At 55.0% G+C, this 15057-nt stretch carries 13 protein-coding genes and 1 other RNA gene; 9 read left to right on the forward strand and 5 right to left on the reverse strand.

Annotated elements, in window-relative coordinates; genetic code table 11:
- Positions 1-29: 29 nt before the first annotated feature.
- A non-coding RNA gene (locus EPE01S_RS19770) (RtT sRNA) lies at positions 30-155 on the forward strand.
- Positions 156-221: 66 nt separating this feature from the next.
- On the opposite strand, the gene EPE01S_RS19775 is transcribed toward EPE01S_RS19770, so the two are convergent.
- Positions 222-797 carry an NAD(P)H-dependent oxidoreductase gene (locus tag EPE01S_RS19775; RefSeq protein ID WP_062748587.1) on the reverse strand — a complete coding sequence of 192 codons (576 nt, stop codon included), beginning with the start codon at positions 795-797 and terminating at the stop codon, positions 222-224.
- 80 nt (positions 798-877) lie between these two features.
- Here EPE01S_RS19775 and EPE01S_RS19780 point away from each other — a divergent pair, with 80 nt between their 5' ends.
- The gene (locus EPE01S_RS19780; RefSeq protein ID WP_062748589.1) at positions 878-1492 is read left to right on the forward strand and encodes a TetR/AcrR family transcriptional regulator; all 615 of its coding nucleotides are present in this window, start codon (positions 878-880) and stop codon (positions 1490-1492) included.
- Positions 1493-2160: 668 nt separating this feature from the next.
- Here the strand turns inward: EPE01S_RS19780 and hemY are convergent.
- Genes hemY through hemC form a run of 4 tightly spaced genes read right to left on the reverse strand, consistent with a single transcriptional unit; the run spans position 2161 to position 6184 of the window.
- A complete protein-coding gene (gene hemY, locus EPE01S_RS19785; RefSeq protein WP_062748591.1) occupies positions 2161-3351 on the reverse strand; it encodes a protoheme IX biogenesis protein HemY in 1191 nt (396 codons plus the stop codon).
- A 2-nt stretch (positions 3352-3353) separates the two neighbouring features.
- Positions 3354-4493, reverse strand: a complete 1140-nt coding sequence (gene hemX / locus EPE01S_RS19790) for a uroporphyrinogen-III C-methyltransferase (protein WP_062748593.1) — start codon at positions 4491-4493, stop codon at positions 3354-3356.
- Between the two features lie 6 nt (positions 4494-4499).
- Positions 4500-5246: a uroporphyrinogen-III synthase gene (gene hemD, locus EPE01S_RS19795; RefSeq protein WP_062748595.1), complete on the reverse strand. Its 747-nt coding sequence runs from the start codon at positions 5244-5246 to the stop codon at positions 4500-4502.
- Positions 5243-6184 (reverse strand): hydroxymethylbilane synthase, encoded by a 942-nt coding sequence (gene hemC / locus EPE01S_RS19800; protein WP_062748597.1) that lies wholly within the window; start codon positions 6182-6184, stop codon positions 5243-5245. The genes hemD and hemC overlap by 4 nt, the downstream gene beginning before the upstream one ends.
- A 292-nt stretch (positions 6185-6476) precedes the next feature.
- Here hemC and EPE01S_RS19805 point away from each other — a divergent pair, with 292 nt between their 5' ends.
- From EPE01S_RS19805 to uvrD, 7 genes are all read left to right on the forward strand, one after another.
- Positions 6477-9032: a class I adenylate cyclase gene (locus EPE01S_RS19805; RefSeq protein WP_062748599.1), complete on the forward strand. Its 2556-nt coding sequence runs from the start codon at positions 6477-6479 to the stop codon at positions 9030-9032.
- A 245-nt stretch (positions 9033-9277) separates the two neighbouring features.
- Positions 9278-9478, forward strand: coding sequence for an LPS translocon maturation chaperone LptM (gene lptM / locus EPE01S_RS19810; RefSeq protein WP_062748601.1), 201 nt, complete (start codon positions 9278-9280; stop codon positions 9476-9478).
- Between the two features lie 28 nt (positions 9479-9506).
- Positions 9507-10331 carry a diaminopimelate epimerase gene (gene dapF, locus EPE01S_RS19815; RefSeq protein WP_062748603.1) on the forward strand — a complete coding sequence of 275 codons (825 nt, stop codon included), beginning with the start codon at positions 9507-9509 and terminating at the stop codon, positions 10329-10331.
- Positions 10328-11035, forward strand: a complete 708-nt coding sequence (locus EPE01S_RS19820; protein WP_062748606.1) for a DUF484 domain-containing protein — start codon at positions 10328-10330, stop codon at positions 11033-11035. The genes dapF and EPE01S_RS19820 overlap by 4 nt, the downstream gene beginning before the upstream one ends.
- Complete coding sequence (xerC, locus tag EPE01S_RS19825) at positions 11032-11940, forward strand: tyrosine recombinase XerC (RefSeq protein ID WP_062748608.1); 909 nt, start codon at positions 11032-11034, stop codon at positions 11938-11940. The genes EPE01S_RS19820 and xerC overlap by 4 nt, the downstream gene beginning before the upstream one ends.
- Positions 11940-12656, forward strand: a complete 717-nt coding sequence (gene yigB, locus EPE01S_RS19830; RefSeq protein WP_062748610.1) for a 5-amino-6-(5-phospho-D-ribitylamino)uracil phosphatase YigB — start codon at positions 11940-11942, stop codon at positions 12654-12656. The genes xerC and yigB overlap by 1 nt, the downstream gene beginning before the upstream one ends.
- Before the next feature lie 60 nt (positions 12657-12716).
- Positions 12717-14879, forward strand: a complete 2163-nt coding sequence (gene uvrD, locus EPE01S_RS19835; RefSeq protein WP_062748612.1) for a DNA helicase II — start codon at positions 12717-12719, stop codon at positions 14877-14879.
- The last annotated feature ends 178 nt before the right edge of the window (positions 14880-15057 follow it).

The raw sequence follows: 15057 nt of genomic DNA on the forward strand, positions 1-15057 counted from the left end.
AAGAAACCTGCTTGAAAAAGCAGGTTTTTTTTCGTCTGTACATAAAGAGGATGAGAACCTCCGAAGGAGGTTTGAGCCGAGCGCAGCGAGACAACGTTGCTTCAGCAACGGCCCGCAGGGCGGCTCGCAGAGCCGTAATCCTCTCTCGCCGACCAGGCTAAGAAACCTGCCTGAAAAGCAAGTTTTTTTCGGCTGTACGGGGCCTTTTGCGTATCTGAGCTTTACATCCTTCTCATTATCCGTTGCTTCACATTTTGCACCTCAGCGCTGAGCGCTTCCCCCGGCGTTTGCAGCAGCAGTTCAGACGTAATGACCTCCGCGCCGCAGAAATCGAAGATACCGTGATCAATCTGCGTTCTCATCGCGGCAAAGTAGCCGTGGCGGGCATAAGTACGCATGTCCCCAGCACCCAGCGCTACCAGATGAACCTTCAGACGTTGTAATTTTTTTACCAGTCCTCCTTCACTATCTTCATATGCCCAGCCATGGGTAAATACCCGGTCAATCCAGCCTTTGAGCTGGGCAGGCATTGACCACCAGTACACCGGATAAACCAGGATCAGCGTATCGGCACGATCTATCCTCGCCTGCTCTGCGACGATCTCCTGTGAAACCGGCCCCTGCTGACGGAAGGCCGCAATATCATTCTGCGTAAAACGCGGGTCGAAACCTTCCGCAGCCAGATCGGCAATGTCAACATCATTGCCTGCGGCCGTAATACCCTCTGCCAGCTGCCCGGCAATCTGGTGGGTCAATGACTGGCGGTCAGGATGAGAAACAACAATAAGTGTGTGCATGGTCAAGACTCCGGCTTGCGGGTTAGAGAGAGAAACGTTACGCTAATATACTATTAGTAAGTTACCTTTGGTATATAAGCATGTCAATCGACAACGACTCTTCCCCGCTTCCCCGTCGGCGTTTGTCACGTGAAGCACGCTATCAGCAGCTTATTGATACCGCGTGGCAGCTCATTCACGATGAGGGAACGGAAGCATTAACCCTGGGCAGGCTGGCGGCACAGTCCGGTGTCACCAAACCGGTGGTCTACGATCATTTCGGCACGAGATCGGGACTGTTTGCGGTGTTATATCAGGAATTCGATGCGCGGCAGAACGCCCTGTTTGATGCGGCCTTAGCAAAAAGTGAAGCGACGCTCTCAGCCAGAGCGGCGGTGATTGCTCAGTCTTTCGTGGAATGCGTGCAGCTTCAGGGACGGGAGATCCCCGGGATTATCGCTGCACTGATAGGTTCGCCAGAACTGGAGCAGATCAAACGGGCTTATGAAGTGGCGTTTATCGAGAAGTGCCGTGGAATATTGTCGCCTTTCAGTGAGGGCGGGGAGCTGACGAATGCCGGACTCTGGGCGATGCTGGGTGCAGCGGAGTCGTTATCCTATGCCGCCACGCGTGACGAAATTACCATCCGGCAGGCGCAGGACGAACTGTTTTCGGTGATTATGGCATTAGTTGAGCGCAGCAGGCGAAGATTATAGCCAGATGTCGTCATCTGGCGACACCCAATCCCTTGTTCAGTAATGATATTTTTTAATAATCATTAATCTGTCTCCATCAGGAGACGGATCTTTTCCCTTGATGTCGGGTTGAAGCAACAGTGATCTGCCTTGTGTGCTGATATTAAAAAAAGATTAATGGTATAAAAAATAGTGGGATAGCGTTAAATGCTCTGGTTTATTGGCGTTCTGGCATGCCTTATGCAAGAATAACACTGTAGATGCTCATTCCACCTCTTATGTTTGCGCAAGCTTCATAAACCTGGGAATGACGCAGAGCCATTTTACGGTACCTGTTGTCCATCCAGCCAATATCGCCAACGCCTTATTGGATACCGGGCAATACGTTGAGTCAGGTACCACCCGGTTGTCTTAGCCGACCTGAAAATTTACACCTGTCTTATGGCAGGTGTTTTTTTTTGCCCCGATGCCCGTCATCTTTCGCGCCGCAGATGCGTTGGCTGCACGGGCTCACCCCGGTCACTGACTCATGTCAGCTCCCGGGGATCCTCGCGCTTGCCGCCTTCCTGCAACACGAAATCTTTAGGGCATCATAAGCGTCATCTTTCGCGCCGCAGATGCGTTGGCTTCGTGAAAAGCAGGCATAAAAAAACCGGGCACCAGGCCCGGCTTTTACACAGGTTCAGGATTCAGGGATTGTTTTTCAGCGTCAGCAGCAAACCATCACGTCGCATTGATGCGGCTTCTTCCGGCTTGTGCTGCCGATCCAGCGTATCTGCCAGCCAGGCGTAGTCAAAGGCATCCGGACGCTGCTGCAGCGCCGCACGGAAGGCTTCCGCTGCCTGCTCCCATTCACCATGCTGCATCAGCAGTTGCCCCAGAGTGCTGTGCAACAGTGGCGTTGCACCATGCTGTTTGATTTGCTGGCGCAATGCTTTTTCCAGCTGCTCCGGATTACCGGTTTTCAGACGGGGCATCAACAGTACCAGCCGTTCATCGTACTGGCGCTTCAGACCTTCCAGCACAATTTGCTGTGCGGTGTCGTGATCGTCGCAGACGATTAGATGATCCGCCATGGCCACCTGTAAAGCCGGTTCCTGTCGGGTTTTCCGGCTCTGATTTTGCCACCAGCGCTTCAGGCCGTCGCTACCCTGATCGGCCATCGCCTGGCTCATCAGACCCAGCCAGGCCTGCTGTTGCAAATCGAGGCGATGGGCGTCATCACCAAGCCTGATTTTTTCCATCGCAGGAAGAATATCCAGCAAGGCGCTCCACGCATGTGTACGCAGATAGGCCTGTTCTGCAAGGCGCAGGACTTCGGGGTGACGCGGTGCGATCTCCAGCAGACGATCGATACCGTGGCGTGCCGCATGATCCTCATTGCGGGCCAGCTGAATGCGCACGCGGGTGATCTCTACCGGAAGTGGATCGCCCTTGTTTAGCTCAGACGCGCGCTCGAGGTGCTGATTGGCACGTATCTCATCACCACGCTGCTGTGCGGCTTCTGCGGCCAGCAGATAGTTAACGACAGGCTGTTCAGCATGATCCGCATGGCGCGACAGCAGTTTCTCGACCTGCTGATAGTCACCTTCGGCCAGCTTGATAAGGGCGGCATTGGTCTGTTTGTGTGCGCTGCGGCGCTTACGACCGCTAAACCAGCCGCGAGTCCGTGCTCCGGTCCGGAAAAGGCGGCGAAGCAGCCACTCAATGGCCAGAATGACGATCAGGGCGAGCACCAGCATGATCACCATCGCCGTCACGCTGGTTTTAATATCCCAGTTATCGGTGCGGATCAGCACGTAACCCTGATGGCCTGCCATCATAGGGCCAAGGACAATACCCGCCATACACAGCAGAAACAGAAGAAGAACTTTAAGCATTATTATTCTCCCTGTTGCTGGGATGTGGCTGACGGTGCCGCTGGCTGGGCCAGCAGATTACGTACGCGAGTTTCCATCAGCTTATCCAGCAGCGGCTGACTCTGCAGTGCTTCGGGAACATCCATCGATACGCTCTGCTGGCTCAATTCGTCCAGCTGGCTGAGAAACGCTTTGGTACTGGCATCATTGCTGTCAAACCAGGCGCGTGTCCATGCGGAAACGGTATCGATAGACTGTTTATAAATTTCATTCTGATGGCGGGGTACCGCCTGTGCGGCAATCAGCAGACGCGAACGGATATTTTCACGCAGGTAAATATCCTGATCGGGCGCCATCATTGGTTCTGCGGTGGCATCACGGCGACGGATAGTGATGAAATCGTCCATAAAGTTATGCCAGCTTTTCACCAGGTTCTGACGCCATTCCCGTAAAGAGGAAGAGAGCTCCCCGCTGTCGGAATCCATCGGCGCGTTGTCACTGTCGTTATCGGCAATACGCAAATTATCAACGTCGTTGGACAGCTGGTTCAGTTTCAGAATAATACCGTCATAGTCGACCTGACTGAGCGCTGACAGCGTACTGATGTCCTGAGTCAGCGCCCTGCGGGCATCGATCAGGCTGGGATCGTTCATATCGGCCAGGCTGGCATCCGCACTTTTCAACAAGGCGGCGGCGGTGGTCACATCCTGATCGCTCCACAGCTTACGACCGGCCATTTTCACCAGGTAATCAGCCTGCGCCAGCATCCAGGTTTGTGCGTCGCTGCCGGAAATGGTCGCGATTTTCTGCTTCAGTTCATCCAGCTGTTGACTCATCGCTGCCTGTTGCTGGCGAGCGGTTTCCAGCGCAGAGGTTTGCGTCGCCAGTTGCTTCACCAGGGACTGGTTGTCGCTGACTGCCGATTGCTGCAGATCCGAAAGCTGAGAGGCGAGGGCCTCACTGGCCGCAGCCTGTTGTTGTGCCTGATGTTTTCCATACATATAGAGGCCAGCACCCACGGCCAGCGCAATGGCGATTGCCACCACACCCAGTACCGTACCGCTATTCTTCGCTTTACGCGGCGGTTGTGGTTCACGAGTTGAGGTATCAACCACTGGGGTAGTCTCTTCAACCATGGCGGAGGAATCTTTGTGTTCCGTCATAATGGTTCATCCCATATTAAGTGCGCGTAGTAACGCATCATTATCGGCACCCCCGGCGACACAAATGTCCGCCCAGCCCAGGTTTCGGGCCAGAGTAGCCAAACGTTGACTGACGACAACCAGCCGACAGTGTAAGAGCCATTCATCCCGATCGACATCGGGGAACAGGCTGTAAAGCTGCTGCAGCATTTCGCCACTGGTGACAACCAGAGTCTGTATACCGTAGTTACGCCAGCGCCGGCCTTCTTCCGCACCATGATAATTTTTTTCACAGCGCTGATAGCACTCGATAAACTCTACCTGAGCCCCCCGGGCAAGCATAGTTTCTGCCAGTAACTCCCGTCCACCGTTACCACGTAGAATAAGGGCACGTTTACCGGCGACGGACTGCAAAGCCGGTATCTGGATCAGGATCTCACTGGTTTCCTGCTCGTGGGGCCACACGACGTCATGACCACTGACGGCGTGCAAAGCCAGCGCCGTGCTGCGACCTATAGCATAATAGTTCAGGCCATCGGGCCATGTCATACCGGCGTGAGATAACGCCGGGTGAGCATAGTGAATGGCATGCTGAGACAGGATAAAGACCAGGTCTCCTGCTCGCAGTGCGCCAAGTCGTTCGGGCAGGATGTCTAGCTGGGTTCCCGGTGTGAATTCAATCAACGGGAGCGCCCAAGCAACCTGTCCACGCGCGCACAGACGGCTAACCAGCTCATCTGCAGCCGGTGATGGACGGGTTACCAGAATACTCATGCGGGGGGATTCCCCTGATAAACGTCAGCCAGAATTTCACGTGCGCCGTTATCCAGTAACTCTTCAGCCAGCGAAATGCCCATTTTTTCAGCATCAGCACGCGGGCCGCGTCGTTCACCTTTCACCATCTGGCTGCCGTCCGGTGAACCCACCAGGCCACGTAACCAAAGCTGATCGCCTTCCAGCACGGCATAGCTGCCGATTGGCACCTGACATCCACCTTCCAGGCGGGTATTCATCGCCCGCTCTGCCCTTACGCGGCAGGCGGTGTCCTCATCGTTCAACGCCGCCAGTAATCCGATGACCCAATTGTCATCCAGGCGGCATTCAATGCCAACTGCGCCCTGTCCTACGGCAGGCAGCGACTCCTCTGCGGGCATAATCTGGCGGATACGTTCCCCAAGCCCCAGGCGCTTCAGTCCTGCAACGGCGAGAATAATGGCATCATATTCTCCCGCATCCAGTTTCCCTAAGCGGGTACCAACGTTACCGCGCAGCGATCGAATGATCAGGTCCGGTCGGCGGGCGCTGATCTGGCACTGGCGACGCAGGCTTGAAGTGCCGACAATGGCCCCCTGTGGCAGGGCATCTACTGACGCGTAATGAGGGGAGACAAACGCATCGTGCGGATCTTCGCGCTCACAAATGGTGACTAAGCCCAGCCCATGTGGGAAGGCAACCGGCACGTCTTTCATGGAGTGCACGGCAATATCGGCGCGGTCTGAGAGCATCGCCTGTTCCAGTTCTTTAACGAACAGGCCTTTACCGCCCACCTTTGCCAGGGGCGTATCGAGGATCACATCACCTCGTGTCACCATGGGAACCAGTTCAACACGCAGGCCAGGATGACAGCTGATTAAACGCTGTTGTACATACTCCGCCTGCCATAAAGCCAGTGGACTTTGACGGGTGGCAATTCTTAAAATTTTGTCTAACATGCTTGATACCGTTTTGATCGTTCACTGATTATCCTATCATTGAACCGGGAAGGCTGTCAGTTAAACGGCGGTACACGGACGTAATGCAGTGAGTTGGTCGTAAAATGTGCTAAACTGTTAACTGGCGCAACTTTCTTTACGGTCAATCTGCCAGGTGTTAGATTGATCACGTTTCCGGCAATAATCTGCACGACTATTTTTAAAGCAAGCGGCAGAGGCTGGATAGCGAACTTTTATATACCCTTATCAGTCACAGAAGGGTGTAGGCACTGGGATAATCAGGCGAGACGTCTTGTACCTCTACATTGAGACACTGAAACAGAGACTGGATGCGATTAACCAGCTGCGCGTTGACCGCGCACTGGCTGCCATGGGACCTGCTTTCCAACAGGTTTACAGTCTGCTGCCAACCTTATTACATTATCATCACCCTTTGATGCCGGGTTACTTTGAAGGTAACGTTCCCCATGGCATCAGCTTCTACACGCCTGATGATAGCCAATTATCCTATCTCACTGATTTAGAAGATAAGTCGGGATCTTTTGCTGCTATCCCTCCACGGGGAGAAATGCCGGTTACCGGTGTTTACTCCATGGGCAGCACCTCCTCCATCGGCCAGAATTTTACCTCTGACCTTGATATCTGGGTCTGCCATCAGTCATGGCTGGATAATGATGAACGCCTGAGCCTGCAAAAAAAATGCACCCTGTTGCAAAAGTGGTGTGCCTCGATGGGCGTTGAGGTGAGCTTCTTCCTGATTGACGAAAACCGCTTCCGGCACAATGAAAGCGGCAGTTTAGGCGGGGAGGACTGTGGTTCCACCCAGCACATCCTGCTACTGGATGAGTTTTACCGCACCGCCGTTCGCATGGCCGGTAAACGTCTTCTCTGGAACATGGTGCCACGCGAAGAAGAAGAGCATTACGATGATTACGTGATGTCGCTTTATCAGCAGGGCGTGCTGACACCTAATGAATGGCTTGACCTTGGCGGCCTTGGTACGTTGTCAGCAGAAGAGTATTTCGGTGCCAGCTTGTGGCAGTTGTATAAAAGTATCGACTCCCCCTATAAAGCCGTATTAAAAACGCTGCTGCTGGAAGCCTATTCCTGGGAGTACCCGGCGACACGGCTGCTGGCGATGGATATTAAGCAGCGCCTGCATGATGGTGAGATCGTTTCTTATGGTCTCGATCCCTATTGCATGATGCTGGAGCGCGTGACGCATTATCTGACCAGCATTGATGACCATGCACGTCTTGACCTGGTACGTCGCTGCTTCTATCTGAAAGTGTGTGAAAAATTGTCGGTCAGCACGGAAGCGTCGGGCTGGCGTCGGGAGATCCTCAGCCAGCAGGTGAAAGAATGGGGATGGGATGATGACCGTCTGACGATGCTGGACAGTCGCGCAGACTGGAAAATCAGCCAGGTACGTGAAGCCCATAACGAACTGCTGGATGCGATGATGCAGAGCTATCGCAACCTGATCCGCTTTGCCCGCCGTAACAATTTAAGCGTGAGTGCCAGCCCGCAGGATATCGGGGTACTGACGCGTAAACTGTACGCTGCCTTTGAAGCGTTGCCCGGGAAAGTGACGCTGTTGAACCCGCAGATATCGCCCGATCTTTCAGAGTCGCACCTCACGTTTATCCATGTTCCTAATGGCCGTGCTAATCGCGCGGGTTGGTATCTCTATAACCAGTCGCCGGATATGAGCTCGATCATTAGTCACCAGCCACTGGAATATAACCGATATCTGAATAAACTGGTCGCGTGGGCATGGTTTAACGGCCTGCTGACCAGCAAAACGCGGTTGCATATTAAAGGGAATGAAATTTGCGATCTGGCGCGCTTGCAGGAACTGGTCGCTGATGTCTCGCATCATTTCCCGCTGCGTTTGCCTTCGCCTACGCCCAAGGCGCTCTACAGTCCGTGTGAGATACGTCACCTGGCGATCATTGTTAACCTCGAATACGATCCCACCGCTGCATTCCGAAATCAGGTCGTGCATTTTGACTTCCGCAAGCTCGACGTGTTCAGCTTTGGCCAGCAGCAGCAGTGCCTGGTAGGCAGTATTGACCTGCTGTATCGTAATTCGTGGAATGAAGTGCGAACGCTGCATTTTAACGGCGAACAGTCGATGATTGAGGCGCTGAAAACCATTCTTGGCAAAATGCATCAGGACGCATCACCGCCGGATTCCGTAGAGGTGTTTTGCTACAGTCAGCACCTGCGCGGGCTGATTCGCACTCGCGTTCAGCAACTGGTGTCTGAATGTGTGGAGCTGCGCCTCTCCAGCACCCGTCAGGAACCAGGGCGGTTCAAAGCACTGCGGGTAGCCGGTCAGACGTGGGGCCTGTTCTTCGAACGCCTGAGCGTATCGGTACAGAAGCTGGAAAACGCTGTTGAGTTTTACGGGGCGATTTCTAATAACAAACTGCATGGTTTGTCGCTGAAGGTCGAAACGGACCAGGTTCGCCTGCCTGCCGTAGTGAATGGCTATGCCAGTGAAGGTATTATTCAGTTCTTCTTTGAAGATACGCTGGACGATCACGGTTTTAATATTTATATCCTCGACGAAACCAACCGCGTTGAGGTGTATCACCATTGCGAAGGCAGTAAAGAAGAACTGGTACGGGATGTCAGCCGTTTTTACTCCTCTTCTCACGACCGCTTTACCTACGGTTCGAGCTTCATCAATTTCAATCTGCCACAGTTCTACCAGATTGTGCAGGCCGATGAGCGTTTCCAGGTGATCCCCTTCCGCAGCCAGGCTTTGACGCAGCTTTGTGCTGCTCTTCCGGATGACGCTGCCAGCGACGAATATGCCCGACGCTATCAGATGCATTAAGATTTTTACGATTCAATCCTCATCGCAATAATTTTATTGTCTGAATAACAGCATGGCGTTTACCTGACCGCCTTATCGGGGGTAATCGTGACACGATCACTGGCCTGCCGACCTTCCCGATCCCCTGCCTGCCTTCAGACGGCTGAATGAGAACGTACCAGCAGGGATTGCGCTTTTCCTGTTGCTTTTCGGACTTCACCTGCGATGATAGATGGCAATAGGTATCTTTAACGAGTAGAACAAGCATGAAGAAAAAACTTATCCAGCTGGCTCTGGTGTTGACTGCGGTCAGCCTCACGGGATGTGGCCTGAAAGGCCCGCTCTATTTCCCTAAAGATGAGCAGGCTAAACCGCAGGTACAACAGACCACCCCAACGACGCCATCCGCCACGTCGGAGCAGACACCTGCCACGACCAGCGGGCAGAGTGTGCAACCGGCTCAGTAAAACAATGACACACCCGGCGGAGCAGAAAATGCAGTTCTCAAAAATGCACGGCCTCGGTAACGACTTTATGGTGGTTGATGCCGTGACGCAAAATGTCTATTTTTCACCAGAGCTAATCCGTCGTCTGGCCGATCGTCATCTCGGGATCGGCTTTGATCAGTTGCTGATCGTAGAGCCGCCTTACGATCCGGATCTTGATTTTCATTACCGTATCTTTAACGCCGACGGTAGCGAAGTGTCACAGTGCGGCAACGGGGCACGCTGTTTTGCCCGTTTCGTTCGTCTGAAAGGGCTGACAAATAAAAACGAAATTCGCGTCAGTACGCAAACGGGTCGTATGATCCTCAGCGCCGATCAGGATGAACTGGTGCGGGTGAACATGGGCGAACCTAATTTTGAACCGCAGCAGGTTCCGTTCCGGGCGAATAAAGCAGAAACTATTTATCTGATGCGTGCGGCCGAGCAAACCGTTATGTGCGGCGTCGTGTCGATGGGTAACCCACACTGCGTTTTGCAGGTTGAAAGCGTTAAAACAGCCACGGTTGAGACGCTGGGCCCGGTGCTTGAGAGCCACGAACGCTTTCCCGAGCGTGTTAACGTTGGCTTTATGGAAGTCGTCAGCCGTGAGCACATCCGGCTGCGCGTTTATGAACGCGGGGCAGGGGAAACGCAGGCCTGTGGCAGCGGTGCCTGTGCCGCAGTAGCTGTGGGCATTCAGCAAACGTTGTTAAGTGATAACGTTCGTGTCGACCTGCCCGGTGGCACGTTAAATATTGCCTGGAAAGGGCTCGGACATCCCCTGTATATGACCGGTCCTGCCACTCACGTCTATGACGGATTTATTCATCTATGAAAAATGTTGGAGAACAGCAGGAAGCGGGTGAGGTATTGCTCGACGATCGTACGGTCAGCGAGTTCCTGCTGCAAAATCCAGACTTCTTTATTCGCAATGCCCGTCAGGTCGAGCAGATGGTGGTTCCGCATCCGGTGCGTGGAACGGTGTCGCTGGTGGAGTGGCAGTTAGCGCGCCAGCGCAATCACATTCAGCAGTTAGAAGAAGATATTACCCTGCTGATGGAACAGGCCAGTGCGAATCAGCAGCTGTTTGATCGTCTCTTTGCCCTGCAGGGGCGACTGGCGGCGGCCACCAGCCTGCACGACATGCTCAACCGCCTCCATCGCTGGGCGCGAGAGTTTGGTCTGGCCGGCGCCAATATCCGCCTGTTCAGTGAAAAATGGCGCATTGGCGCACCGTCCGACTTTACACAGCTTGCCCTGTCGCGTCAGGCGTTTGAACCGGTACGCATTCAGCGGCTGGGTAAGCAAACCCACTACCTGGGCAGCCTCAATGGTCCTGAGTTATTGTTACTGCTTCCGCAGGCCAGGGCCATCGGCTCGGTTGCCATGTCGCTGCTGGGTGAAGAGGGCGATCTGGGTGTGCTGATTTTCAGCAGCCGGGACAACCAGCATTATCAGTCAGGCATGGGGACTGTGCTGTTACAGCACCTCTCGCTGATGCTGCCCCAGCTGCTGTCACGCTGGGTTGAACGGGCGTGAACAGCGAATCGCCCCTGCTTCCTTACGTAGAGGGGTTCCTGCGTTATCTGAAGGTTGAGCGCCAGCTCAGTCCGCTGACGCTGACCAGTTATCACCGTCAGCTTAGCGCGGTCATTGGCCTGCTGGACGACTTAAACGTGAGTGACTGGTCCCGGCTGGATGCAGCACGGGTCCGATCCCTGGCCGCCCGCAGCAGCCGCAGTGGGCTGAAGCCCGCCAGCCTGGCGCTTCGTCTTTCCGCATTACGCAGCTTCCTTGACTGGTTGATTAGCCAGGGCGTTATTCAGGCCAATCCGGCGAAAGGCGTTGCCACGCCCAGAGCGCCGCGGCACTTACCCAAAAATATTGATGTCGACGAAGTGAATAAACTGCTGGATATCAACCTCAACGATCCGCTGGCCGTGCGCGATCGCACCATGCTTGAGGTGATGTACGGGGCGGGTTTGCGTTTGTCGGAGCTGGTGGGTATTGACCTTAATCACCTCGATCTGGACTCGGGGGAGGTGTGGGTCATCGGCAAGGGAAGCAAAGAGCGTCGCCTGCCGATAGGCGGAACGGCCGTACGCTGGATCGGGCACTGGCTGGTATTGCGTGAGTTGTTTGTGCCCGAGGATGAGGCGTTATTCCTGTCAAAACAGGGCAAGCGGATCTCGGCACGGAACGTACAAAAAAGGTTTGCCGAGTGGGGAGTAAAACAGGGGCTGTCCAGCCACGTTCATCCCCACAAACTGCGCCACTCTTTCGCTACGCATATGCTCGAATCCAGCGGGGATTTGCGTGCGGTACAGGAGCTGCTGGGGCATGCCAACCTGACCACCACGCAAATCTATACCCATCTCGACTTTCAACACCTGGCGTCGGTTTACGATGCTGCCCATCCCCGTGCAAAACGAGGAAAATCCTGATGCACTTCTACCGACCTTTACGCCCTGTCGCGGCCATGACCTTCGATCTTGATGACACGCTGTATGACAATCTTCCGGTGATCCGCCGCACCACTGAGGAGTCCCACAGTGCACTACAGGCGTATCATCCTGCTCTGAACGACTTCAGTGTGCTGCAGTATCAGCAGGTGCGCGATCGCCTGCTGGCGGCTGAACCCGACATTTACCACGACGTCAGCGAATGGCGGCGTCGTGCCGTAGAACAGTCGATGCTGGATGTGGGTCTCACCTCCGCGCAGGCGGTGAAAGGTTCCCGCGACGTGATGGCCGTGTTTGCCCGCTGGCGCAGCAAGATCGACATACCCGAAGAGACGCACGCCACGCTGGCGGCGCTGGCACAGCGTATTCCCCTGGTGGCAATCACCAACGGTAACGCGGAACCGCACCTGTGTGGCCTGCAACAGTACTTCCGTTTCACCCTGCGGGCCGGGCCGGATGGACGTGCCAAGCCCTATCAGGATATGTATCAGGCCGCCGCCGGCCGGTTAAACCTGGCACCTGAACACATTCTGCACGTCGGAGATGACCTTATCACCGACGTCGCGGGGGCGATACGCTGTGGGATGCAGGCATGCTGGATTAACCCGCATCGGGCTAACCTGATGCAGAGCAAAGATTCCCGTCTGCTGCCGACGCTGGAAATTTCGCAGTTGGCATCGCTGACTGCGCTGATATAATAAGCTGGTTAAATATCCAGTGGGCGGCCTGATGCTGCCCCCGATCCCCGACGGTGCCTTATGGACGTTTCAGACCTGCTCGACAGCTTGAATGACAAACAACGCGAAGCCGTGGCTGCGCCGCGCAGTAACCTGCTGGTGCTGGCCGGCGCAGGGAGTGGTAAAACCCGCGTACTGGTTCATCGCATTGCCTGGCTGATGGCCGTGGAGAACTGCTCCCCCTATTCGATCATGGCGGTGACCTTCACTAACAAAGCGGCGGCAGAGATGCGCCACCGCATTGAACAGCTGATCGGTACCAGCCAGGGCGGGATGTGGATCGGCACCTTCCATGGCCTGGCACACCGTCTTCTGCGTGCACATCACCTCGATGCGAATCTGCCGCAGGACTTTCAGATCCTCGACAGCGAAGATCAGCTGCGGCTGCTCAAGCGGCTGATCAAAGCGATGAATCTGGATGAGAAGCAGTGGCCCGCACGGCAGGGGATGTGGTACATCAACGGCAAAAAAGACGAAGGCCTGCGTCCGAAACATATTGAAAGCTACGGGAATCCGATAGAGCAGACCTGGCTGCGTATTTATCAGGCCTATCAGGAAGCCTGCGATCGGGCCGGGCTGGTGGATTTTGCCGAACTGTTATTGCGCGCTCATGAGCTGTGGCTGAACAAGCCGCACATCCTTAATCACTATCGTGAACGTTTTACTAATATCCTCGTCGACGAATTTCAGGATACCAACAACATCCAGTATGCGTGGATCCGTATGTTAGCGGGTGACACGGGTAAAGTGATTATCGTGGGAGACGATGACCAGTCTATCTATGGCTGGCGCGGAGCGCAGGTGGAAAATATCCAGCGTTTCCTCAAAGACTTCCCCGGGGCGGAGACGATCCGTCTGGAGCAGAACTATCGCTCGACCAACAATATTCTGAAAGCCGCCAATGCCCTGATCGCCAATAACAGCGGGCGACTGGGTAAAGAGCTGTGGACGGAAGACAGCGACGGTGAACAGATTGCCATCTATTGTGCGTTCAACGAGCTGGATGAAGCCCGTTTCGTGGTTAACCGCATTAAGGTGTGGATGGAGAATGGCGGCGCGCTGAATGACTGCGCGATTCTCTATCGCAGTAACGCCCAGTCGCGTGTGCTGGAAGAGGCCCTGCTGCAAACCAGTATGCCTTACAGGATTTACGGCGGGATGCGCTTCTTCGAACGTCAGGAGATTAAAGATGCCCTGGCCTATCTGCGTTTGATCTCCAACCGTAACGATGATGCCGCCTTCGAACGTGTAGTGAATACGCCCACGCGGGGGATCGGGGATCGTACGCTCGACGTGGTCCGGCAGACCTCACGCGAACGCCAGCTGACACTGTGGCAAACCGCGCGCGTGCTCCTGCAGGAGAAAGCGCTGGCCGGGCGTGCTGCCTCTGCGCTGCAGCGTTTTACCGAACTGGTCGACTCACTGGCACAGGAAACGGCCGAGATGCCCCTGCACGTTCAGACCGATCGGGTCATTAAAGATTCCGGCCTGTGGCTGATGTACGAGCAGGAAAAGGGCGAGAAAGGCCAGGCACGTATCGAAAACCTTGAGGAACTGGTTAACGCCACGCGGCAATACGCCTATCAGGATGAGGATCAGGACCTGATGCCGCTTCAGGCGTTTCTGTCCCATGCCGCCCTGGAAGCCGGTGAAGGCCAGGCTGACAAATGGCAGGACGCGGTTCAGCTGATGACCATGCATGCGGCTAAAGGGCTGGAGTTTATGCAGGTCTTTATCGTCGGTATGGAAGAAGGCATGTTCCCCAGCCAGATGTCGCTGGACGAAGGCGGTCGTCTGGAAGAGGAACGCCGTCTGGCCTATGTTGGCGTGACGCGTGCCATGCAGAAGCTGACGCTGACCTATGCTGAAACCCGCCGGCTTTATGGTAAGGAAGTGTATCACCGACCGTCGCGGTTTATCGGAGAGCTGCCGGAGGCGTGCGTGGAAGAAGTCCGCCTGCGTGCCAGCGTCAGCCGCCCGGTCAATCATCAGCGAATGGGTACACCGATCGCGAAAAACGACAGTGGGTTCGCCCTTGGCCAGCGGGTACACCACGCCAAATTTGGTGAGGGTACCATCGTCAACCTGGAAGGCAGCGGCGAACACAGTCGTTTGCAGGTGGCCTTCCAGGGGCAGGGCATTAAGTGGCTGGTGGCGGCCTATGCCAAACTGGAAGCCATGTGACAGCCGGAAGGGCGCATGGCCCTGCTTGACGGCTTTTTAGTCTCAGCGTAACATGCGCCCACCATTACCCTAAGAGGACATTCGCCTTGGACACACCCAGTACATACTGGCTCATTGACCTGCATTCCAGGTGCAACTCCTAAGGCTATCCTCTTCTGCCGATAGCCTTCGTGGTTGT

The organism is Erwinia persicina NBRC 102418 (assembly GCF_001571305.1).
Classification (GTDB): domain Bacteria; phylum Pseudomonadota; class Gammaproteobacteria; order Enterobacterales; family Enterobacteriaceae; genus Erwinia; species Erwinia persicina.